The organism is Streptomyces sp. NPDC006458, from assembly GCF_040612135.1.
Classification (GTDB): domain Bacteria; phylum Actinomycetota; class Actinomycetes; order Streptomycetales; family Streptomycetaceae; genus Streptomyces.
This window is the reverse complement of record NZ_JBEXPR010000005.1, coordinates 95,850-117,555: the sequence shown is the minus strand read 5'-3', so window position 1 is coordinate 117,555 and position 21,706 is coordinate 95,850. Positions and strand designations below refer to the sequence as shown.

The window sequence follows — 21,706 nt, the reverse complement described above, 5'->3', positions numbered from 1 at the left end:
AGGAGGTGACGACCATGGCCACCGCGATAGCCAAGGCCGAGACCGCCGAGTCGGTCGAGCACGCCGCACGTCTCGAGCACGTCTCGAAGTCCTTCGCCGGACCTTCCGGGCAGCAGCTCGTCCTCGACGACATCAGCCTCGATGTCGCGCCGGGTGAGTTCGTCACCCTCCTGGGGGCGTCGGGCTGCGGCAAGTCCACGCTGCTGAACCTGGTGGCGGGGCTCGATGCCCCGTCCGCCGGGCAGATCACCACCGACGGGCGTCCGGCTCTGATGTTCCAGGAGCACGCCCTGTTCCCGTGGCTGACCGCGGGCAAGAACATCGACCTCGCCCTGAAGCTCAGGGGGGTTCCGAAGAACGAGCGGCGTGACCGGACCGAGCAGCTGCTCGAACTGGTACGGCTCCAGGGCGCGTACGGCAAGCGTGTGCACGAGCTGTCCGGCGGTATGCGCCAGCGGGTGGCCCTGGCCCGCGCGCTGGCCCAGGACAGCCGGCTGCTGCTGATGGACGAGCCGTTCGCCGCGCTCGACGCCATCACCCGGGACGTGCTGCACGACGAACTGACCCGGATCTGGGCCGAGACGGGCCTGTCCGTGCTGTTCGTGACGCACAACGTCCGCGAGGCGGTACGGCTCGCGCAGCGCGTGGTGCTGCTGTCGTCGAAGCCGGGCCGGATCGCCCGCGAGTGGCGGGTGGACATCCCGCAGCCGCGGCGCATCGAGGACGCCCCGGTGGCCGAACTGTCCTTGGAGATCACGGACGTACTGCGTGGGGAGATCCGCCGTCATGGCAAGCACTGAGACGACGACGGACACCTCCGTCAAGGACGGCGCCGCGCTGGGCGGTCTGGAGGCCGGCCTGGACGCGCTGGAGTCCCGGGCGGTCACGCGGACGCCGTTCCGCAAGACGTTCGTCGACAAGATCCTGCCGCCGATCGTGGCGGTCGCGCTGGTGGTGGTCGTCTGGCAGGCCCTGGTCTCGCTGAAGATCGTCGACGATCCGACCAAGCTGCCCTCGCCCGGCGAGGTCTGGGGGGAGGTCCAGGACGCGTGGCTGAAGGGCACGCTCCTGGAGTACATCTGGACCAGCGTCTCGCGCGGTCTGCTGGGCTTCCTGCTGGCCCTGGCGATCGGCACGCCGCTGGGCCTGCTGGTGGCCCGGGTGAAGTTCGTCCGCGCGGCGATCGGGCCGATCCTGTCCGGGCTGCAGTCCCTGCCGTCGGTGGCCTGGGTGCCGCCGGCCGTGCTGTGGCTGGGTCTGAACAACTCGATGATGTACGCGGTCATCCTGCTGGGCGCGGTGCCGTCCATCGCCAACGGTCTGGTGTCCGGCATCGACCAGGTGCCGCCGCTGTTCCTGCGGGCGGGCCGCACCATGGGCGCGACCGGGATCAAGGGCGCGCGCTATGTCGTGATGCCGGCCGCGCTGCCGGGTTATCTGGCGGGTCTGAAGCAGGGCTGGGCGTTCTCCTGGCGTTCGCTGATGGCCGCGGAGATCATCGCCTCCTCGCCGGATCTGGGCGTAGGACTCGGCCAGTTGCTGGAGAACGGCCGCAACGCCAGCTCCATGCCGATGGTGTTCCTGGCGATCCTGCTCATCCTGACCGTCGGTATCGCCATCGATCTGCTGATCTTCAGCCCGCTGGAGCGAGCCGTGCTGCGCAGCCGCGGTCTGCTGGTGAAGGGCTGAACCACCATGTCCCAGCAGCCGGTTCTCCTCGTCGTCGCCCACGGCAGCCGCGATGCGCGGCACGCCGCGACCGTGCACACCCTCGTGGAGCGGGTACGGTCGCTGCGGCCCGGGCTGCGCGTGGAGACCGGCTTCCTGGACTTCAACATCCCTTCCGTACAAGGGGTGCTGGAGTCGCTCGCGGCGGAGGGCGTCCAGGACGTGGTCGCCCTGCCGCTGCTGCTGACCCGTGCCTTCCACGCGAAGGCCGACATCCCGGCGGTCCTGCGGGACGCGCCGCGGGGACTGCGGGTCCGCCAGGCGGAGGTCCTGGGCCCGAGCCCGCTGCTGCTCTGCGCTCTGGAGCGCCGGCTGTACGAGGCGGGCCTGACGCCCGCCGACAAGTCCTCGACCGGGGTCGTGCTGGCCTCGGCGGGGTCCACCGACCCGGAGGCGATCGCGGTGATCGCAGCAATCGCGCGGGAGTGGCGGCACACCGGTTGGTGCGCCGTGCGGCCCGCGTTCGCCTCCGCGTCCCTGCCGCGCACCGAGGACGCGGTGCGTGAGCTGCGCGCCCTCGGTTGCGAGCGGGTAGCGGTGGCGCCGTACGTGCTCGCCCCGGGTTTCCTGCCGGACCGTATCGCGCGGGGCGCGGCGGAGGCGGACGTCCTGGCCGAGGTGCTGGGCCCGGCGCCGGAGGTGGCGCGTGTGCTGCTGGAGCGCTACGACCAGGCTGCCTTCGGGGCACGGGGCGCCGCCCCGGCTCAGCAGGCGCCGGACACCGCCCGGCGGCCCCTGCTGCGGCGAACCGCCTGACAGAGCCGCACGACACCGTCGCTCCGGGGCTCGGCCGGCTCAGTCGAAGGACAGGCCGCCCGTGCGGGTGCGCTTGAGCTCGAAGAAGTCGCTCTCACCCGCCAGCACCCGGAAGCTGTCGAAGAGTTCCGCGGCCCGTGCGCCGCGCGGGACGGCCCGCAGCACCGGCCCGAACCACACCGTGCCGTCCACGTGCAGGGTGGGCGTGCCGACGTAGCCGCCCGTGTCCGGCTCGACGCCCGCCTCGTGGCTGCGCCGCACCGCCTCGTCGTACGACGTGTCGTGCGCGGCGGCGGCCAGGTCCGCGTCGAGGCCGAGTTCGGCGAGCGCCTCGGTGACCACGGCGTCGAAGTCGGTTCTCCCGCGCTCGTGGATGCGTGTGCCGAACGCGGTGTACAGGTCGCGCAGCACCTTCTCGCCGTGCCGGTCGGCCGCGGCCACCGCGACCCGCACCGGGCCGATCGACTTGTCGACCAGTTCCCGGTACCAGTCGGGGAGTTCGTTGCCGATGTTGTGCAGGTACAGGCTCATGGGGTGGAAGCGGAGGTCGAGGGCGCGCTCGCGCTCGACCTCCAGCAGCCAGCGGGAGGTGATCCAGGCGAAGGGGCAGGCGGGGTCGAGCCAGAAGTCGACTCGGGTGGGCGATCCATGGGTCATGACTTCGACCCTATGGTCCGATTGGCGCAGGGATCTGGTCCAATCGGCTGCCGTTCCGATGGGCCACTCGGCCGGGTGTGACCGTCCGTCGTGCGTGCCCGGCCGGGGTGTCCTCACCCCTGCGCGGCCGCTTTCTCGGCCAGCCGCAGCAGCTCCGCCACGGGCAGGGACCCGGGCACCCGGCGTTCGCGCGCGAAGGTGTCGGCGAGCCGCTGGAGCAGGTCGTTCAGCGGGGTGGGCACGCCGTGCAGACGGCCCAGCAGGGCGATCTCGCCGTTGAGCCAGTCGGCCTCGATGGTGCCGGTGCCGCGGGCGAGCGACTGCCAGGAGGAACCGCCGCCGCGCGGGGCGCCCGGCAGCGGGACGAGCGTGACCTTGTCACCGCGCACGGCCCGCTGCTCCTCGGCATCGGCGTACTCGATCCCGGCGGCGTCGAGCACGGCCACGCCCTCCGCGCGGACCCTGTCGTACAGCGCGACGGCCTCCTCGTCGGCGACCGGCCCAGTGACGGCCTCCAGGGCGTTGCCGAGGTTGCCCAGCAGCTTGGCGTACTGCCAGCGGGTCACGTCCGGGACGACGGGCGCCTCGAAGTGCGACGCCTCCAGGTCGGCGGCGATCCGCCGGGCCGTGTCGTCGGTGCCGTGCGGGAAGCGGCCGAGGTGCAGGATGCCGGTGAGCGGCGTGCCCGCGGCGGAGACGGCGCCGGGTTCGGCATAGGTGCAGGGCAGCCAGACGCAGACGCCGTGGACGTGCCGGAACAGGCGCAGGGCGAGGCGCTGGCTCTCGACGCCGTTCTGGGCGCACAGCAGCGGGAGGCGCTCGGCGGCGGTGCCGCCCCCGGTGACGGGGCGTGGCGCCCAGGCGGCGAGCGCGGCGGCGCTGTCCTGCGTCTTGACGGCGAGCAGCAGCACGTCGTCCGGGCGCAGTTCGCCGAGCGCCTCGGGGCCGTCCACGGCCGGCAGCCGGTGGGTGTGGGTGCCGTCGGGGGTGGTGAGCCGCAGCCCGTGCTCCCGCAGGGCCCGCAGATGGGCGCCGCGGGCCACGAGCACCACCTCGTGGCCGGACTGGGCGAGCCGTCCGCCGATCGTGCCGCCGACGGCTCCTGCTCCGATGATGACGTAGCGCATACGGCCGAGCCTGGCACAGGCGGCGGCCGCGGTGCCCGGGGTTTGATCACCGCCGGGCGGCCGCGGTCAGGCCTCCTCGGTCAACTCCACCAGTTTCAGAACGGTGTTCCAGTTGCGGCTGGTGGCGACGAGCCCCTTGTTCAGTCTGGGCTTGGCGAGGTCGCCGGCCAGCTTGGAGCGGCCGAGGCCGTTCGGCGCGTACAGGTACAGGACGCGGTCGCCGAGCCGGAACTCCTCGGGAAGGTAGGCGGCGCGGTCGAGTTCGGCGAAGCGTTCCTCGGTGACGGGGGCGGAGAAGTAGGTGACGTGGAGCTGTTTGGGCTCCAGGTCGGCGGCCGGGAAGGGGCAGTCGTCGGCGACGGCCCTGAGGTAGGCGTGGTCGCGGACGATCACGTCGACGCCGAACCCGAAGTGCTTCTCGATCGCGGCGGCCAGTTCGGCGCCCAGGCTCTCCTCGTCGCCCTGCCCGGTGGCGAACACGGCCTGTCCGCTCTGCAGATAGGTGCGCACGCCGTCGTACCCGAGGCCCTCCATCAGCGTGCGCAGTTCGGCCATCGGAACCTTCCTGCTGCCGCCCACGTTGATCCCGCGCAGCAGTGCCGCATACGTCGTCATGGACACACCCTAGGCCGGTCTCATGGCTGATGCGGGGCTTGCGGGGCCTCGGCGTCCGCCGTGCCCCGTGGGGGCGGGCACGGCGGCCGCGTCGAGGCGTCTCCCCTGCTCGCGGGCCCGGGGAGGCCTCGCGAAACTTTGGCGGATGCGTGCGCGCGGATCAACACCTACACGCACTTGTGACTTGTTCAACAAGGTTTCGTCATCACAAACCGGATGTCTGGACCCTGATCACCTTCCCCGAGGTGTTCGAACAGATGTAGGGGCCAACCTCCGACGTGAAGGGGAGGGATCAGGCCTACGAGGGGATGAAGCCGGTCCGTCGGTTTTCACCGGACAGCAGGACGAGAAGCGTTTATCCCGCCCATATCTTCGACTCGAAGGGTGACGGCAGGGGGCTGTCACCGCTCAATAGGGGGCAGCCCGTCATGACGAAAGAACAAACGAGAGTGCGCGGATTCGCCGCGCGGGCCGGCGGCTGGAGTGCCCGCCACCGATGGGCGGCCGTGGGCATCTGGGTGCTCTTCGTCGTCGCGACCATGGTTCTCGGCTCGGCCGTCGGCACCGTCGAGGTCAAGGACAGTGACCAGCTCAAGGGCGAGACACACACCGCCGCGAAGATCGCCGAGGACGCCGGCATCGAGGAGCCGGCCGGCGAGACGGTCCTGATCCAGTCGAAGAACGGCTCGGTCAAGGCCACCGACACCGAGTTCCGCGCCGCCGTCGACGAGGTCATGAAGGCCGTCGAGGCCACCGGCAAGGTCTCCGACGTCCGCTCGCCGTACGACACGCAGACGATCTCCGAGGACGGCCGCAGCGCGCTGGTGCAGTTCGACATGCGCGGCGCCTCGGACACCGCCGGCGAGCGCGTGGAGCCGGTGCTGAACGCCGTCGAGAAGGTCCAGCGCAACCATGAGTCGCTGCGGGTCGAGGAGATCGGCGGCGCCAGCATGATGAAGACGTTCGACGACGCGTTCGGCGACGACTTCCAGCAGGCCGAGTACTCCGCCGTCCCGGTGGCGCTCGGCATCCTGCTCATCGCCTTCGGCGCCCTGGTGGCGGCCCTGCTGCCGGTGCTGCTGGCGATCACCGCGATCATGGCGACGATGGGCCTGATGGGTCTCGCGAGCCATGTCCAGCCGATGGGCGACAGCGCCAGCTCCGTGATGCTGCTCGTCGGCCTGGCGGTCGGCGTCGACTACTGCCTGTTCTATCTGCGCCGGGAGCGCGAGGAGCGGGCGGCCGGCCGGGACCCGCAGACCGCGCTGCGGATCGCCGCCGCCACCAGCGGCCGGGCCATCGTGGTCTCCGGCGTCACGGTGTGCGTCGCGATGGCGGGCATGCTCTTCACCGGCCTCGCCGAGTTCGAGGCGATGGGCCTGGCCTCGCTGATGGCCGTGGCGGTCGCCATGGTCGGCTCGGTCACCGTGCTGCCCGCGCTGCTGTCGCTGCTGGGCGAGCGCGTGGAGAAGGGCCGCATTCCCTTCCTGCGCCGCAAGGGCGGCGACGGCAACGACCAGAGCCGGTTCTGGACGGCCGTGCTCAAGGGCGTGCTGGCCAAGCCGGTCGTCTCGGTGGTCGTCGCGACCGGCGCGCTGCTGGCCGTCGCCGCGCCCGCGGTCGGCATGAAGACCCAGAACCTCACCCTGGACCAGGAGTTCGGCGACTCGCTGCCCATCGTCCAGACCTACACCCGCGTCAACGAGGCCTTCCCCGGCGGCTCCGACCCGGCCGAGGTCGTGGTCAAGGCGGGCGACATCAACGCCCCCGAGGTGAAGGCCGCCCTCGCCGACTTCCGTGCGCAGGCGATCAGTTCGGGCGCCTCCCGCGGCCCGGTCGAGATCAAGCTGCACGACGCGCAGAACATCGCGTTCGTCTACGTCCCGCTGGTGGGCGGCTCCGACCTGGACAAGGCGGGCGAGAGCCTGGACAAGCTGCGCGACGAGGTGCGGCCCGCGACGCTGGGCAAGGTCGCCGGCGTCCAGGCGCCGATCACCGGACAGGTCGCCGGTTCCAGCGACTTTAACGACCAACTGGTCCGCTCGGTCGTCCCGGTCTTCGGCTTCGTGGTGGTCTTCGCCTTCCTGCTGATGCTGCTGTCCTTCCGCTCGCTGACGATCGCGATCACCTCGATCGTGCTCAACCTGCTGTCGGTGGGCGCCGCCTACGGCATCCTCGTGGCCGTCTTCCAGCACGGCTGGGGCGCCTCGCTGGTGGGCGCGGAGGGCGTCGGCGCGATCATCAGCTGGCTGCCGCTGTTCCTGTTCGTCATCCTGTTCGGCCTGTCGATGGACTACCACGTGTTCGTGGTCTCCCGGATCCGTGAGGCCCGGCTGCGCGGCCGCTCCACCAACGAGGCGATCTCGCACGGTGTGGTCACCACGGCCGGCGTCGTCACCAGCGCCGCGGTCATCATGGTCGCCGTGTTCGCGATCTTCGGCACGCTGTCCATGCAGTCGATGAAGCAGATGGGCGTCGGCCTCGCGGCCGCGGTCCTCATCGACGCGACGATCATCCGCGGTGTGCTGCTCCCGGCGGTCATGGCCCTGCTCGGCGAGCGCAACTGGTACCTGCCCCGCTGGATGAACCGGCTCCCGGACCTCTCGCACGACGATGTCCCGGACGCCGCCCCGGAGCAGGACGTGCGCGAGCACCAGCCCGTGAAGGTCTGACAACACACGGCAGGGCAGGGCCCGTCGGTCTCCGGGAGAGCCGACGGGCCCTGCCTGTGCGCTGTCACCCGGGCAGCTCGGCCTCGATGAGATCGGCGGCCCGCCGGGTGCCGCCCTCCTGGGCCATCTCCGCCCGCAGGGCCTCCAGCCAGCGGGCGACCTCGGGGTCGTCGACGAGGGCGAGCGCGGCCGCGCGGAGGTTCTCGGCGGTGGCCTCCTCCATCGGCAGATGGCGCGCCACGCCGAGGCCCTGGAGCATGTCGGCGTTGCCGAACTGGTCGACCGCCTGCGGCACGGCGATCATCGGCGTGGCCGTCGCCAGCCCCTCCTGGCTGCCACCGGCCCCGGCGTGGGTGACGAACAGGTCGGCCTGCTTCAGGATCGCCAACTGCGGTACCCACGAGTGGACTTCCACGCCGTCGGGGATCTCCCCCAGCTCGGCCGGGTCGACGTTCGCGCCGATCTGGAGCACCAGGTGCCAGCCGGGCAGGCCCGCGAAGGCCCTGACGCACTCGCGGTAGAAGGCGGGCTGCCTGGTGAAGGACGAGCCGAGCGAGACCAGGGCGACCCTGCGGGCTCCGGCGGGCCGCTGCCAGTCCCCCTCCCGCGAGCGGTCGCCCTGGCAGGCGCCGACGAAGGTGTGCACCTTCTCGTCGACCCGGTCGGCGTTCGGCTGGAGCGCCTTCGGGATCAGCACCAGGGAGCGGCCGGGCCGGCCGAGGAAGGGGTCGGGGTGGACGTCCACCCCGTTCTCCTTCAGCCAGGACTCGAACCGGGCGTAGTAGGCGCGTCCCCGCTCGGTTCTGCGCGGCTCCTCCCACATCGGCTCGGCGACCTCCTGCTCATAGCCCTCCCAGGCGACGAGGTTCGGGGACAGGGAGATCGCCGTCACACCCCAGCGGTGGGCGAGGACACGGGCCGGGTAGGAGGTGATGTCGTGCAGCACGAGGTCGGGTTCGTCGCCCTCGTACGCCTCGATCAGCTGCGGCAGCGCCTGGACGGCGTCGTCGAGGAACGGCTCCACGTTGTCCAGCAGCGTGGTCCCCCACGCGTCCGGGTCGTCGTCCGGGGTGGGCAGGACGGACGTCCACGGCTTCACCTCGGCGCCGGTCGCCGCGACCTTCTCCGCGAAGATCGGCGGGATCGCGTAGGTCACCCGGTGACCACGGGCGACGAGTTCGCGGATCACCTCAAGGCTGGGGTTCACATGGCCGTGGGCGGCGATGGAGAACATGGCGATGTGTGCGGGCTTCGTCGTCATGCGCAGCAGGCTAAGCGAGACGATACGTCTCGTGCAACCGAAAAGAGACGAGACGTATCGTGCGACAGCATGCGCGGGTGCGAGCACGGTGACGGTGCAGGCACGGTGCGAGCATGGTGCAAGCACGGCGGATGCGAGACTGGATCACGCCCTGAACAGCGCGGAACAGCCCACGGCGGGACGGCATGGAGGCGGACGGATGGACGAGGCACGGGCCCGGCACGTGCTGGCCGCGGCGCGGGTGCTGCCGGAGAGGGCCGGGCCGGCGCGGCTGCTCGCCCTCGGCGAGAACGCCGTGTTCGCCTGCGACGACCTCGTCGTCAAGGTGGGCCGTGACGCCGAACTGCTGGACCGGGCGCGGCGGGAGCTGGCCGTCGCGACCTGGCTGGCGGAGGCGGACGTGCCCGCCGTACGGGCCGCCTCCGGCGAGGTGCGGCTCGTCGAGGGCCACCCGGTGACCGTCTGGCACCGCCTCCCGGACCCGGTCCGGCCCGCCGGGCCCCGCGACCTGGCCGCACTCCTGCGCGCCGTGCACCGGCTGCCGCTCCCTGCCGCCGCTTCCTTCGCTCTGCCGCCCCGTGAACTGCTGGGCGGGGTGGAGCGCTGGCTGCGGCTGGCCGGGGACGCGATCGACCCGGGGGACGCCGCGTACCTCCGTGAGCGCCGCGACGGTTTCACGGCGGCCGCGGCCGCGCTCACCCCGCAGCTGCCGCCCGGCCCGATCCACGGCGACGCCCTGCCGCGCAACGTCCATGTCGGGCCCGAGGGTCCCGTGCTCGTCGACCTGGAGACCTTCGCCGCCGACTTCCGCGAGCACGACCTCGTCGTCATGGCCCTGTCCCGCGACCGCTACGGACTGCCGCCCGAGGCGTACGACTCCTTCACCTCCGCCTACGGCTGGGACGTCCGCGAGTGGGAGGGCTGTGACGTGCTGCGCGGGGCGCGGGAGACCGCGAGCTGCGCATGGGTCGCCCAGCACGCGCCGGCCAACCCGAAGGCACGGGCCGAGTTCGAGCGCCGGGTGGCGTCACTGCGGGATGGGGACGAGAGCGTGCGGTGGTACCCGTTCTGAGCCACGGGCCCTGGCGGCGCGGCTGAGGCCCGACGCCCTGAAGGAAGGCGGGGAACTGCGCGCCCGGCGCCCGCACGCCGTCACTCGCCCGAGAGACGTCGACACCAACCCCTCTAAGTGGCGCGGCGCTGAGTCGAGATGTGGCTCCACCGCGTGGGCGCGACCAGCCCCCACACACCCGCACCCCACGAACCGGCGCTACCTGGCCCGCACGCCCTCCGCCGCCACCCCCCGGAGGGGCCACGCACCCTCCACCACGGCCTCCGTGTCGCCCTTGCGGCGCAGGAAGTCCTGGAAGTCGGCCGCCCATTCGGCGTACCACTCGATCTGGCGGCGATGCAGCTCCGCCGCGCCGAGCGCCGCGACCTTGGCGTGGCGGTCGGCTATCGCGCAGGCGAGCCGCGCGGCGGCCACGGCGTCCGCACAGGCGTTGTGCGCGGAGTCGAGCGGGACGCCGTACTCGGCGCAGACCGCTTCGAGGTTGCGCTTGCCCCGCCGGTAGCGGTCGGCCCAGCGGTCGATGGTGTACGGGTCGATGACCGGGGCCGGGTCGACGCCGCCGAGGCGGTCGCGCAGGGACGGCAGGCCGTACCGGTGCAGTTCGGCGGAGAGCAGGGTGAGGTCGAACGTGGCGTTGTAGGCGACGACCGGCACGCCCGTCTTCCAGTAGGTGACCAGGACGTCCGCCATGGCGTCGGCCACCTCGTCGGCGGGGCGGCCCTCCGCCGACGCGCGTTCGTTGCTGATGCCGTGCACCGCGACCGCGTCCGCCGGGATCTCCACGCCGGGATCGGCCAGCCACTCGCGGCGGCCCAGCACCTGTCCGCCCCTGACCTCTATCACCGCGCCCGTGACGATGCGCGCCTCGCGCGGGTCCGTCCCGGTCGTCTCCAGGTCGAATCCGATCAGCAGCTCACGGTGCCAGCCCATGGGCGGTCCCCCTTCTTGGTGGTGCTCTCCCCCAGTGGTCCCCACCTTCCCATGGACCACTGACAACCAGAGGACCGCGTTCCGCTTGACCCGGCGGGGCGGTTCAGGACACAGGGCGCGAATCCGCCCACGCCGTCTCGAATTCCTCCCGGTACGTCGGGAACAGCCCGGCCTCGTCCGCCTCGTAGGGTTCGCCCGGCTTTACGACCCGGTTGCCGGCCCGCAGCACCAGCACCGGCGCCTCCATGCCCCGTGACCGGCGCAGATAGGACTGCACGACCGCTATGCCGTCGGAGCCGTCGCCGTCCACGAGGTACGCCGTGAAGCGGGGCGTCTCGTCGTACACCTGGATCTCGAAGGCGCCGGGGTCGCGCAGCCGGGAGCGCACCCGCCGCATGTGCAGGATGTTCATCTCCACGCCCCGGGACAGCTCGCCCCGCTTGATGCCCAGCTCGCGCTCGCGCCGTTTGACCGCGCTGGAGGCCGGGTTGAGGAACAGCAGCCGCACCCGGCAGCCGGCCTCGGCCAGCCGTACCAGTCGGCGTCCGGAGAAGTTCTGCACGAGCAGGTTGAGGCCGATGCCGAAGGCGTCCAGGCGGCGGGCGCCGCCGAAGATGTCCTCGGCCGGGAACTGGCGCATCAGCCGCACCCGGTCGGAGTGCACCGCCACCACGTCCGCGTACCGGTCGCCGACCAGATCCTCCACGGCGTCGACGGGCAGCCGGCGCGCGGAGGGCACGTCGCCGCCCGCGCCGAGCGTCTCCAGCAGCCGTGCCGAGGCCCGTTCGGCCTGGTTCAGCACGGCCTCGGACAGGGCCCGGTTGCGCGAGACGACGTTGCGGGTCACCTCCAGCTCATCCAGGGCGAGTTCGACGTCCCGCCGGTCGTCGACGTACGGCTCGAAGCAGGGCCAGTGCTGCACCATCAGCTCGCGCAGCTGGGGCAGGGTGAGGAAGCTGAGCACGTTGTCGTCGGCCGGGTCGAGCAAGTAGCCCTTGCGGCGGCTGACTTCACGGACGGCGCCCGCGCGCTGCACCCACTCCTGTCCGGCCGGTCCGGCCGCGGCGACGACCCAGTCGTCGCCGTGGACGGGTTCGTAGATGGGCCGCAGCACCGCGGCGACGACCGTGCGCAGCCGCTGTTCGACCAGGTTCAGCCAGATGTAGGCACGGCCCGCGCGCTGGGCGCGGGTGCGCACCTCGCGCCAGGCCTCGGCGTCCCATTCCAGCTCCGGCCCGATGGAACCCGTCTCCATGGGACGGGCCAGTGACACCGTGCCGGGCGGGCCGTCTGTCGAGTCCCCCTCGTGACCCTCGTCACCAGGGGGCAGCTCCAGCCCTCCCGAGCCCACCCGCGCACCGCCTTCCGCTCCCCCGAGCTCTCCCCGTCCCAACGATCAAGGAAGCCTACTCCGCGAGCGGTCGGCGGTGCAGCCGGATGCGCAGGTCGTTTCTCAACTGCGCGGCCGCCAGTGGCCGTTCTGCCACGCGAGGTCGCCCGGAGTGAGCGGATTCATAGCCGTGACGTCGCGCGGGACGATGGAGAAGCCCTGCCAGTGGACCGGCATCGGCTGCTGGTCCTCGTCCCGCGCGATGTGGTGGAAGCCCACGTTCATCCACACCACGGGGTGGGTGAGGGCCTGGCCGTTCACCCACTTGTCGACGGACTTCGACTGGGTGCCGGGGCAGCCGGGGTTGTGGCTGGCGAACTTCTCGCACGCGTTGTACTGGGTGACGTACAGGTCGTGCTTGGTGTAACTGCGGCCCGGGTACTTGGTGCTGGTGCCGGGCACGATCTCGTAGGACCGCGGGTGCTTGTCCTTGTTCTTGCCGGTCGCGCTGACCATCCGCCACCAGCGGTAGCTCTTGGCGTCGCCCGCGAGCTCCTTGGTGACCTTGGTGCGGGTGGTCCTCGTGGTCGGGGCGCGGTTGCCGGCGACGGGCGCGGAGACGGTCGAGTCGTACTGCTCGACGGTGTTCTTCGTGGAGCCGTCGAGGGCGAAGTCCAGCCGCCAGAAGACGTTGTGGCTGTGGCTGGTGGCCTTGGCGCGGTCGCCGTCGCCGATCGGCCAGCCGCGGCCGTCGCCGGCGTCGTAGTCCTCGTAGGACAGACTGCCGGTGGCGCCGACGTTCATGGTGACGGTGCCGTCGTCCTGGAAGCGCCACTCCGTCATGTACTCGTACCAGCCGACCTGGTTGACGGTGTAGACGAGCAGGTCCTTGCCCTGGGCCTGGTAGACCTTGTTGGCTGTGTCGCCCTGCATGCGGTAGGCGTGGCCGCGCGAACGGGTCGTGGTGCACAGGCCCTTGACGTTCGGGTCCTGCCAGGCGTCGGGCACCTTGACGGTCTTGATGGTGCCGCCGGGGCATTCGCCGGGCGCGAGGTTGACCAGGCCCTGGGCGAAGCCGAAGCCGGTGAGGTCGTCGTACTCGACGCTGCCGTCGTCGTAGGGGACGTGGATCTGGCCGAGGCGGGCGCTGTTGAGCACCTTGATGGGCTTGGTCTCGCCCTTGGGCTGGTAGGAGATCTTCTCCAGGACGAGCCCGGCCTTGCTGTCGTAGCGCCAGCACATGCGCCAGGTGGTGCCGCTGGTGAGCTTCTGTTCGATGCGGTAGGCGGCGCTGCAGTCGGCGGCAGGCGCGGGCGCGGCCTGGGGCTGGGCGGTGGCCGGGCCGGCCGCGGTCGTCGCGCCGGCGGCCAGCGCGGCCACGGACAGGCCCACGGCGGCCCGGCGGGCATGACGGATTCGGTTCGCGCGCATGAGAAGGACGGCTCCTTGCGAGAAGTGCCAGTGAGTCGAAGTGCCGGCCGGGTCGTGGGCCGGCAGGTGGGAGAAGGGGGCCGACGACGGCTCAGCCGAGGTCGAGCCCGCCGACCTTGCGGGCGCTCAGGTCGATCACGAACGACCTGGCGTCGATCCACGGGCCGTTCTTCACCTTCGGGAACAGCCGGACGCACCGGTGCTCGCCGCACCTGTCCAGCAGGGCCGGCTGGGCCCCCGGGGCCGCCCGGTACACCGCTCCGTTCAGCCACAACTGCTCCGGAGAGGTCAGCTCCTTGCCGGTGGCGTCCTTGAAGTCGGCCTTCAGGCCGGCGCCGAGCGGGTCGGCGATCAGCAGCCGGGCCGCCTCGGTGTACTCGTCGCGGCTCAGCGGCGGCTGCACACCGTGCTCGGTGGCCGTGTTCTCGACCCGGCCGGTGTCGAGGTCGACCGTCCGGGTCACCAGGGTGTCGTCGCTGTAGTCGTAGAACTGCACCTCGGCGCGGCGCGGCGCGCCCGGCGTGTCGGACTCCGGCTCGGCGAGGTCGACGGCCAGCCGCTGCGGGCCGCGGTCCCCGGCGACGTCCTCACCGGCGCTGAGCATCTGGCGGCTGACGGCGAGTTTCGCGACACGCTCGACCTCGTCGTCGGTCAGCGGGTCACGGCCCGTGCCCTTGTCGCCCTCGGCGGGCGCCGCCTCCACCACGCCCGGCGTGTCGGCCGGGCCCTGTCCCGGCGCGGCCTGCCCGGCCGCGGCCGTGCCGCTCCCGGTGCCCGCGGCGCCCCCGTTCTCCCCGGCGCCGGCCGTGCCCGGCAGGGTCACACCGACCATCACGGCCGTCCCGGCCACGGCGATCGCGGCACCGGCCACCACCTTCCCCAGGTGGCGGTGCACTATCGTGCGCACATCTTCCCCCTACTCCCCCTGCGTCCCCGGGAGTACGTGTCTGCCCCACATTTTCGGCATACGTCGTATGCACTGGTCGACCGGTAAGAGGGACGTGAGTCAGGGGTGGTTCCATCACTTTCGGGGAGACTCGAAGGCAAGGCACCCCCGGGGGCACGGCACACCTGGAAGAGTCGTTTCCATGCAGGTCTGGCCTGGAGAGGCGTATCCCCTCGGCGCCACGTACGACGGCGCCGGCACGAACTTCGCGGTCTTCACGGAGGCCGCGGACCGAGTAGAGCTGTGTCTGCTTCACGACGACGGCTCGGAGACGGCGGTGGAGCTGCGGGAGAGCGACGCGTTCGTCCGGCACGCGTATGTGCCGGGCGTGATGCCGGGACAGCGGTACGGATTCAGGGTCCACGGTCCGTACGCCCCGGAGCGCGGGCTGCGCTGCAATTCGGCGAAGCTGCTGCTCGACCCGTACGCGAAGGCGATCAGCGGAGCGGTCCAGTGGGGCGAGGAGGTGTACGGCTACCACTTCGACGCGCCCGAACGGCGCAACGACCTGGACTCGGCCCCGCACACCATGTCGTCCGTGGTGGTCAACCCCTACTTCGACTGGGGCGACGACCGGCGGCCGCGCACCGAGTACCACCACACGGTGATCTACGAGGCCCATGTGAAGGGCCTCACCATGCGGCATCCGGGCCTTCCGGAGGAGCTGCGCGGCACCTACGCGGCCCTGGCGCACCCCGCGGTGATCGAGCACCTCACCCAGCTCGGCGTGACCGCGCTGGAACTGATGCCCGTACACCAGTTCGTGAACGACCATCGGCTGGTCGACATGGGCCTGAACAACTACTGGGGCTACAACACCATCGGCTTCTTCGCCCCGCACAACACCTACGCCTCGTGGGGCGACCGCGGGCAGCAGGTGCTGGAGTTCAAGTCGGCCGTGCGCGCGCTGCACGAGGCGGGCATCGAGGTCATCCTCGACGTCGTCTACAACCACACCGCCGAGGGCAACCACCTCGGCCCGACACTGTCCTTCCGGGGCCTGGACAACCCGTCGTACTACCGGCTCACCCCCGACAAACGCCACTACATGGACACCACCGGGACCGGGAACTCCCTGCTCATGCGGTCCCCGCACGTCCTTCAGCTGATCATGGACTCGCTGCGGTACTGGGTCACCGAGATGCACGTCGACGGGTTCCGCTTCGACCTCGCGGCGACCCTCGCCCGGCAGTTCCACGAGGTGGACCGGCTGTCGTCGTTCTTCGACCTGGTGCAGCAGGACCCGGTGGTCTCCCAGGTGAAGCTGATCGCCGAGCCGTGGGACGTCGGTGAGGGCGGCTACCAGGTGGGGAACTTCCCGCCGCTGTGGACCGAGTGGAACGGCAAGTACCGCGACACCGTGCGCGACCTGTGGCGGGGCGAGCCGCGCACACTCGCCGAGTTCGCCTCCCGGCTGACCGGCTCCTCCGACCTCTACCAGGACGACGGCCGCCGTCCGCTGGCCTCCATCAACTTCGTCACCTGCCACGACGGGTTCACCCTGCACGACCTGGTGGCGTACAACCACAAGCACAACGACGCCAACGGCGAGGGCAACCGGGACGGCGAGAGCCACAACCGCTCCTGGAACTGCGGCACCGAGGGCGAGACCGACGACGAGGACGTGGCGCGGCTGCGCGCCCGCCAGATGCGCAACTTCATCGCCACGCTGATGCTGTCCCAGGGCGTGCCGATGATCAGCCACGGCGACGAGTTCGCCCGCACCCAGCGGGGCAACAACAACGCCTACTGCCAGGACAACGAGCTGGCCTGGGTCCGGTGGCCGGACCCGGCGGACGCGGAGGGCGACGCGGCGCTGTACGCCTTCACGCGCGCGATGGTGTGGCTGCGCAAGGACCATCCGGTCTTCCGGCGCCGGCGCTTCTTCCACGGGCGTCCGGTGGAGGGCACGCACGACGACCTGTCGGACATCGCCTGGTTCACGCCCGAGGGCCGCGAGATGACCCAGCGCGACTGGGACGGGGCCCAGGCGTCGGCGCTGACGGTGTTCCTCAACGGCAACGCCATCTCCGAGCCCGGCACACGCGGGGAGCGCATCGGCGACGACTCCTTCCTGCTGATGTTCAACGCCTCCCCCAAGGAGCTGGACTTCCTGGTGCCGGTCGACCACGGGCGGCAGTGGCAGGTGGTCGTCGACACCTCCCAGGAGGACGGCGTCCCGCCCGGCACGGGGCCGAAGGTCGCCGCCGGGGAGCGGCTGCGGCTGCTGGACCGCAGCCTCACGGTGTTGCAGCGCCCGGCCTAGGGCCTGGCGTCACCTTCTCGTCGTCGCCGCCCGAAGGGCGGCCGCGCGGCGTCCGGCGCGTGCGCTCGGCGTGCCGGGCGTCGCGGGCGGACGGGAAGGTGACACCAGGCCCCAGGGGCGCCTCACGTCCGCGGGCACGCGCGGGTGCCGGTCGGCTTCGGCGGGCACCACGCGCGGGCGGCGGTCCGTTTCCGCGGGCACGGGAAGTGGGACTCGGGACGCCCGCCCCGGGGACCGGACGACCGTCGGTCACTCCGGCGGCGGTCGGCGATGACACGAAAGGCCGCCGGACGGGTACGTAGGTCTGCATGACACCTGAGCGATCCGTCCCGCCGGTGCCCACGTCCACCTACCGGCTCCAGCTCCAGCCCGCGTTCCCGTTCGCGGCCGCCGCGGCGACGGTGCCGTATCTGGCCTCGCTCGGCGTCTCGCATGTGCACCTGTCCCCCGTCCTGGAGGCCGTCCCCGGCTCGACGCACGGATACGACGTCGTCGACCACGCGCGCGTGCGCGGCGAACTCGGCGGCGAGGACGGCCTGCGCGCCCTCGCGCGGACCGCCCGTGAGCACGGCCTCGGCCTGGTGGTGGACATCGTGCCGAACCACATGGCCATGTCCCCGGTCCACAACCGCGCCCTGTGGGAGGTGCTGCGCGAGGGGCCGAAATCGCCGTACGCGCGCTGGTTCGACATCGACTGGGACGCGCAGGGCGGGCAGCTGCTGCTGCCGGTGCTCGGGCGTCCGCTGGGCGAGGAGGCGGACGCCCTGCGGGTCGACGGGGACGTGCTGCGCTACTACGACCACGTCTTCCCGCTGCGCGAGGGCACCGAGGACCTGCCGCTGACCCGGTTGCTGGACGCCCAGTGGTACCGGCCGGTGTGGTGGCGGCTGGCCCGGACCGAACTCAACTACCGCCGCTTCTTCAGCATCTCGGAGCTGATCGGGCTGCGGGTGGAGGACCCGGAGGTCTTCGAGGCCACGCACGGCAAGATCCTCGCGCTGCTGCGCGAGGGCGTGATCGACGGGCTCCGGGTGGACCACCCGGACGGGCTGGCCGACCCGGACGCGTATCTGGCGCGGCTGCACAAGGCCACCGGCGGCCGCTGGACGGTCGTGGAGAAGATCCTCGCGGACACCGAGCATCTGCCGCCCTCCTGGCCGGTCGCGGGCACCACGGGCTACGACGCGCTGCGCCGGGTGGACGGCCTGTTCACGGACATGGCGGGCGCGGGCGAACTCCTCGCCCGCTACCGGCGGTTCGCGGCGCCCCAGACCGACCGGGGCGGCTCCTGGGACGCGACCGTGCGGCGCGCGGCGTACGGGGTGATCGGGCACGAGCTGGCCGCCGAGCTGGAGCGGCTGACCCGGGTGGCGGTCAGGGTGTGCGCCGCCTCGCCCGGCCCGGAACTGCGCGACCGCGCCCCCTGGGCGCTCGCCGCGGCGCTGCGCGAGCTGCTGGTCCGCATGGAGGTGTACCGCCCCTACGCCTCGGTCGACGCGGCCCGCGTGGTCACCGAGGAGGCCGCCGCCGAGGCCCGGCTCTCCTTCGTGGTGCCCGAGGAGGCCGGCGCCGTGGACGTCGTACGGGATCTGCTGCTCGGGCGGCACGGGGACGGGCCGGGGCAGGTGGAGTTCCGCGCGCGGTTCGCGCAGCTGTCGTCGGCGCTGCGGGCCAAGTCCGTGGAGGACACGGCCTTCTACCGGTACGTGCCGCTGCTGTCGGCGACCGAGGTGGGCGGCGATCCCGGTACGCCGGGGGTGTTGCCGCGGGACTTCCACGCCTACTGCGCGCGCGTGCAGCGCGACTGGCCGCTGGCGGGCACGGTGGTGACGACCCACGACACCAAGCGCAGCGCGGACGTGCGGGCCGCGCTGGCGGTGCTCACCGAGTGTCCGGAGCGCTGGGCGGAGCTGCTGGACGGCCTGTCGCGGCCCGAGGAGGCCGTACCGGACGGGCAGTTGGCCTGGGCGGCCTGGCAGACCGTGTTCGGGCTGGGGCCGGCGGCGCCGGAGCGGGTGCAGGGGGCGCTGCTGAAGCATGTGCGCGAGGCCGGGCTGTACACAAGCTGGACGGAGCAGGAGCCGCCGTACGAGGAGGCGGTGGCGGCGTTCGTGGCGGACGGGCCCTGCGGGGTGCCGGGCGAGCGCGTGGCCGCGTTCCGGGCGTCCCTGGAGCCGCACATCCGGGCGAACGTGCTGGGGGCGGCACTGGTGCATCTGACGATGCCGGGCGTGCCGGACGTCTACCAGGGCACGGAGGCCGAGTACCGGACGCTGGTCGACCCGGACAACCGGCGGCCGGCCGAGCTGCCCCCGCGGGACGGCGGGGAGAAGGCGGCGGTGACGGCGGCCGCGCTGCGGCTGCGGGCGCGACGCCCGGAGGTGTTCGGGGCGGGCGCGTCGTACACGCCGCTGGCCGCGCAGGGCGCGGCCGCCGAGCACTGCGCGGCGTTCGCGCGCTCGGGGCAGACGGTGACCGCCGTGACCCGGCTGTCGCTGCGGCTGGCCGAGGCGGGCGGCTGGCGCGACACCCGGCTGCCGCTCCCGCCGGGCCGCTGGGCCGATGTGCTCGCCCCCGGGCGGGTGTTCACCGGGCACGCGCGCGTGGCGGAACTCTTCGAGCGACTGCCGGTGGCGCTGCTGGAGCGGGCGGGGGAATAGGGCCTGTCCGCCACCCGTCGTCCGCCGGCAGGGCGGACGCGCGGCGGCGATGGGGGCCCCCCGGGCAAGCCGGGCGAAGCCGGTTCGCCCGGGGCTGAGCGTGCGATCGCAAGGCGCCGGACCCGCGCTCGTGGCGGAGCCACGCGGGGCGGTCCGGCAACACGGCGGCGGCCCCTCCCGGGGAGCGCGTGCCAGGCGCCGCGGCAGAGCCATGGTGGGGCGGTCCGGCAGCACGGCAGGGCCCACGCGCGTGCCAGGCGTCGCGTGGCAGACGGGAGAGTGTCGGACAGGCCCTGGCTTTGAACCGCAGCTGGCGGGCGGGGACCTTGCGCGTGCCTCCGGGCGCCCCCGGGCGGCTCCGGCGCACAATCTTGACAGAGTCTCAACTCCGTGGGGTACTGCGGATGCGAGGGCCGGCCGCGCCAGACGGGGGTGAGTCTCCTGCCGGAGATGCGCTACCCCACCCTGCCCGAACTGATCTCGTCGGCCCGGGCCCTGGCCGTACGCCATCCCGGCCTGTGCGCTCTGCGTGAGGTGGGGGTGTCCCGGGAAGGACGCCCTTTGCACCTGCTGTCCGTGGGCCGCGCCGTGCGTGCCGTACTGGTCGTCGCGGGCGCCCACGCCAATGAACCCGCGGGCGGCCCGACCCTGATCGCGCTCGCCGAACGCGTACTGTACGAGCGCGTGTTGCGGGACGGCACGTCCTGGCACTTCCTGCTGTGCGCGGACCCGGACGGGGCGAGTCTGCATGTCACGCCCGCGCCGCGCAGTCTGCTGGACTACCACCGGGGCTTCTTCCGCCCGGCCGGGCCCGAGCAGCCCGAGTGGTCGCCGTCGGTGCTGCCGCCGGACCGGCTGCCGCCCGAGACGCGCGCCCTGACCGGGGTGATCGACGAGCTGCGCCCGTACCTCCAGGTGACACTGCACGGCACCGATCTGGGCGGCAGCTGGGTGCAGTTGACCAAGGACATCCCGGGGCTGGCCGAGCCGTTCGCCAAGTCGGCGGCGGAGCTGCGCATTCCGGTGGAGGCGGGCGCGTCCGACGCCGCGGGCTGGCCCGCGTCCGGGCCCGGGGTGCATGTGATGCCGACGGGCGAGTCGGGCGTCGCGTACCCGAGCATGCCGGACGACGCGCGCAACAGCACCTGGTACCACGCCCATCGCTACGGCGGCCTCACGGCGGTCGTGGAGGTGCCGATGTGGGCGAGCGACCTGGTGGACGACGTGGCCCCGCATCCCGCCCCGGCGGCGGCGCTGCGGATGCTGGCCGAGGGGCTGGTGCGGGACGCGCTGGAGGTGGAGCGGGTGCTCCGCGACGCGCTGCCCCGGCTGGAGGGCGTGGACAGTGCCCTGCTGCGGGCCGGGCAGTGGGCGCTGGAGCTGGTGCCGGGGCTGGCCGCGGACTGGATCCACACGGCGCCCGCCGACGACTCCATGGCGTACATCGGCAGCGTGGAGGCCTTCGCGCGACGGCTGCCGCTGCGGGCGGCGGCGATGCTGCTGCGGGTGCTGCGCGCGAGCGACGACCGGGCGGCCCCGCTGCTCGAACGGCTGGTGGTGGACTGGAGCGAGGCCTTCGCGGAGCGCTTCCACGCCCGCTGGGTGCCCCTGGAGCACCAGATCGAGCACCAGTCCCGCACGGTGGTCGCGGCGGCGCTGCACGCGCGCGTGTGGGCGGCCTGAGCGTCCGCCCTCACGCGCGCTCGGGAGGGGTCAGTCGCCCAGCGCGAAGACCGAGCCCGTCAGGTCGGCCAGCTCGCACTCGTTGCCGAAGGTCCGGGTGTACTCGACGGGCATGCCGTTCCACTGCCCGCGCGCCTGGGCGGTCACCGGCGCGTAGACCATGGGGCAGGCCTCGCCCCGGGCCGGCATGTGCTCGACCCGGCCCGCCACTGCGGCGAGTTGCTCGCAGGCCTCGGCGGCACGGGAGTGGCCCTGGGGCGGGTCGCACATCAGCAGAGTGCCGCGCGTGTCGCTGGACCGGGTGTCGCCGTGGGTGACGGAGACATAGAGCCAGTTGCCCTGGAAGGACTCCTGGTGGGTCGCCTGGGCCGGGGCCGCGCCGGCGACGAGGAGGGCGGCCGCCAGCAGGCCGCCCCGCACCGCGTTCGCTGTGATCGTGTAGGTCATGCCCGAAACATCGGCACGACGGCCCCCGCGCCCCACCCCCGCTCACCCGAAAGGGAGCACGCGTGAGTGCTGTGTTCGGCAGCGGCGGCGGGTTCGAACGCCCGGTTCCGCTCCCGAACGCCCGG

16 protein-coding genes and 1 pseudogene are annotated in these 21,706 nt (G+C 72.4%); 8 read left to right on the top strand and 9 right to left on the bottom strand.

All coding sequences use genetic code 11. From position 1 onward, the window contains the following. The first annotated feature begins 14 nt into the window (after nucleotides 1-14). Genes ABZZ79_RS08700 through ABZZ79_RS08690 form a run of 3 tightly spaced genes read left to right on the top strand, consistent with a single transcriptional unit; the run spans nucleotide 15 to nucleotide 2,484 of the window. Entirely contained in the window at nucleotides 15-800 is a 786-nt protein-coding gene (locus tag ABZZ79_RS08700) for an ABC transporter ATP-binding protein (RefSeq protein ID WP_356687918.1), read from the top strand. Then, nucleotides 787-1,689 carry an ABC transporter permease gene (locus ABZZ79_RS08695; RefSeq protein ID WP_356687916.1) on the top strand — a complete coding sequence of 301 codons (903 nt, stop codon included), beginning with the start codon at nucleotides 787-789 and terminating at the stop codon, nucleotides 1,687-1,689. Before ABZZ79_RS08700 ends, ABZZ79_RS08695 begins: the two co-directional genes overlap by 14 nt. 6 nt (nucleotides 1,690-1,695) lie before the next feature. Continuing rightward, the gene (locus tag ABZZ79_RS08690; protein WP_356687914.1) at nucleotides 1,696-2,484 is read left to right on the top strand and encodes a sirohydrochlorin chelatase; all 789 of its coding nucleotides are present in this window, start codon (nucleotides 1,696-1,698) and stop codon (nucleotides 2,482-2,484) included. 39 nt (nucleotides 2,485-2,523) lie between these two features. Here ABZZ79_RS08690 and ABZZ79_RS08685 read toward each other — a convergent pair whose 3' ends face one another. From ABZZ79_RS08685 to ABZZ79_RS08675, 3 genes are all read right to left on the bottom strand, one after another. Continuing rightward, nucleotides 2,524-3,141 carry a DsbA family protein gene (locus ABZZ79_RS08685; RefSeq protein ID WP_356687912.1) on the bottom strand — a complete coding sequence of 206 codons (618 nt, stop codon included), beginning with the start codon at nucleotides 3,139-3,141 and terminating at the stop codon, nucleotides 2,524-2,526. Between the two features lie 113 nt (nucleotides 3,142-3,254). Next, on the bottom strand, nucleotides 3,255-4,268 hold the full coding sequence (locus ABZZ79_RS08680) for a 2-dehydropantoate 2-reductase N-terminal domain-containing protein (protein WP_356687910.1): 1,014 nt from the start codon (nucleotides 4,266-4,268) through the stop codon (nucleotides 3,255-3,257). A 66-nt stretch (nucleotides 4,269-4,334) separates the two neighbouring features. Further along, on the bottom strand, nucleotides 4,335-4,883 hold the full coding sequence (locus tag ABZZ79_RS08675) for a DUF1697 domain-containing protein (protein ID WP_356687908.1): 549 nt from the start codon (nucleotides 4,881-4,883) through the stop codon (nucleotides 4,335-4,337). Between the two features lie 428 nt (nucleotides 4,884-5,311). Between ABZZ79_RS08675 and ABZZ79_RS08670 the strand changes: the two genes are divergently transcribed. Next, a complete protein-coding gene (locus ABZZ79_RS08670) occupies nucleotides 5,312-7,555 on the top strand; it encodes an MMPL family transporter (RefSeq protein WP_356687906.1) in 2,244 nt (747 codons plus the stop codon). A gap of 64 nt (nucleotides 7,556-7,619) precedes the next feature. On the opposite strand, the pseudogene mgt reads toward ABZZ79_RS08670, so the two are convergent. Further along, a pseudogene (mgt, locus tag ABZZ79_RS08665) lies at nucleotides 7,620-8,853 on the bottom strand (macrolide-inactivating glycosyltransferase). 162 nt (nucleotides 8,854-9,015) lie between these two features. Here mgt and ABZZ79_RS08660 point away from each other — a divergent pair. Further along, the gene (locus ABZZ79_RS08660) at nucleotides 9,016-9,888 is read left to right on the top strand and encodes an aminoglycoside phosphotransferase family protein (RefSeq protein ID WP_356687904.1); all 873 of its coding nucleotides are present in this window, start codon (nucleotides 9,016-9,018) and stop codon (nucleotides 9,886-9,888) included. Nucleotides 9,889-10,086: 198 nt separating this feature from the next. On the opposite strand, the gene ABZZ79_RS08655 is transcribed toward ABZZ79_RS08660, so the two are convergent. The 4 genes from ABZZ79_RS08655 to ABZZ79_RS08640 form a co-directional block, all read right to left on the bottom strand. Next, a complete protein-coding gene (locus ABZZ79_RS08655) occupies nucleotides 10,087-10,818 on the bottom strand; it encodes a 3'-5' exonuclease (RefSeq protein ID WP_356687902.1) in 732 nt (243 codons plus the stop codon). Nucleotides 10,819-10,921: 103 nt separating this feature from the next. Next, a complete protein-coding gene (locus ABZZ79_RS08650) occupies nucleotides 10,922-12,169 on the bottom strand; it encodes an SAV2148 family HEPN domain-containing protein (protein WP_356687900.1) in 1,248 nt (415 codons plus the stop codon). Between the two features lie 102 nt (nucleotides 12,170-12,271). Next, on the bottom strand, nucleotides 12,272-13,579 hold the full coding sequence (locus ABZZ79_RS08645) for a copper amine oxidase (RefSeq protein ID WP_356687899.1): 1,308 nt from the start codon (nucleotides 13,577-13,579) through the stop codon (nucleotides 12,272-12,274). Nucleotides 13,580-13,670: 91 nt separating this feature from the next. Then, nucleotides 13,671-14,486 (bottom strand): Tat pathway signal sequence domain protein, encoded by an 816-nt coding sequence (locus tag ABZZ79_RS08640; RefSeq protein WP_356687897.1) that lies wholly within the window; start codon nucleotides 14,484-14,486, stop codon nucleotides 13,671-13,673. A gap of 181 nt (nucleotides 14,487-14,667) precedes the next feature. Here ABZZ79_RS08640 and glgX point away from each other — a divergent pair, with 181 nt between their 5' ends. The 3 genes from glgX (at nucleotide 14,668) to ABZZ79_RS08625 (ending at nucleotide 21,134) form a co-directional block, all read left to right on the top strand. Continuing rightward, nucleotides 14,668-16,791, top strand: a complete 2,124-nt coding sequence (glgX, locus tag ABZZ79_RS08635) for a glycogen debranching protein GlgX (protein ID WP_356687895.1) — start codon at nucleotides 14,668-14,670, stop codon at nucleotides 16,789-16,791. 308 nt (nucleotides 16,792-17,099) lie between these two features. After that, entirely contained in the window at nucleotides 17,100-19,451 is a 2,352-nt protein-coding gene (treY, locus tag ABZZ79_RS08630; RefSeq protein WP_356687893.1) for a malto-oligosyltrehalose synthase, read from the top strand. Between the two features lie 432 nt (nucleotides 19,452-19,883). Next, a complete protein-coding gene (locus ABZZ79_RS08625; protein ID WP_356687891.1) occupies nucleotides 19,884-21,134 on the top strand; it encodes a M14 family zinc carboxypeptidase in 1,251 nt (416 codons plus the stop codon). 30 nt (nucleotides 21,135-21,164) lie between these two features. Here ABZZ79_RS08625 and ABZZ79_RS08620 read toward each other — a convergent pair whose 3' ends face one another. After that, nucleotides 21,165-21,581, bottom strand: coding sequence for an SSI family serine proteinase inhibitor (locus ABZZ79_RS08620; RefSeq protein WP_356687889.1), 417 nt, complete (start codon nucleotides 21,579-21,581; stop codon nucleotides 21,165-21,167). Nucleotides 21,582-21,706: the final 125 nt, after the last annotated feature.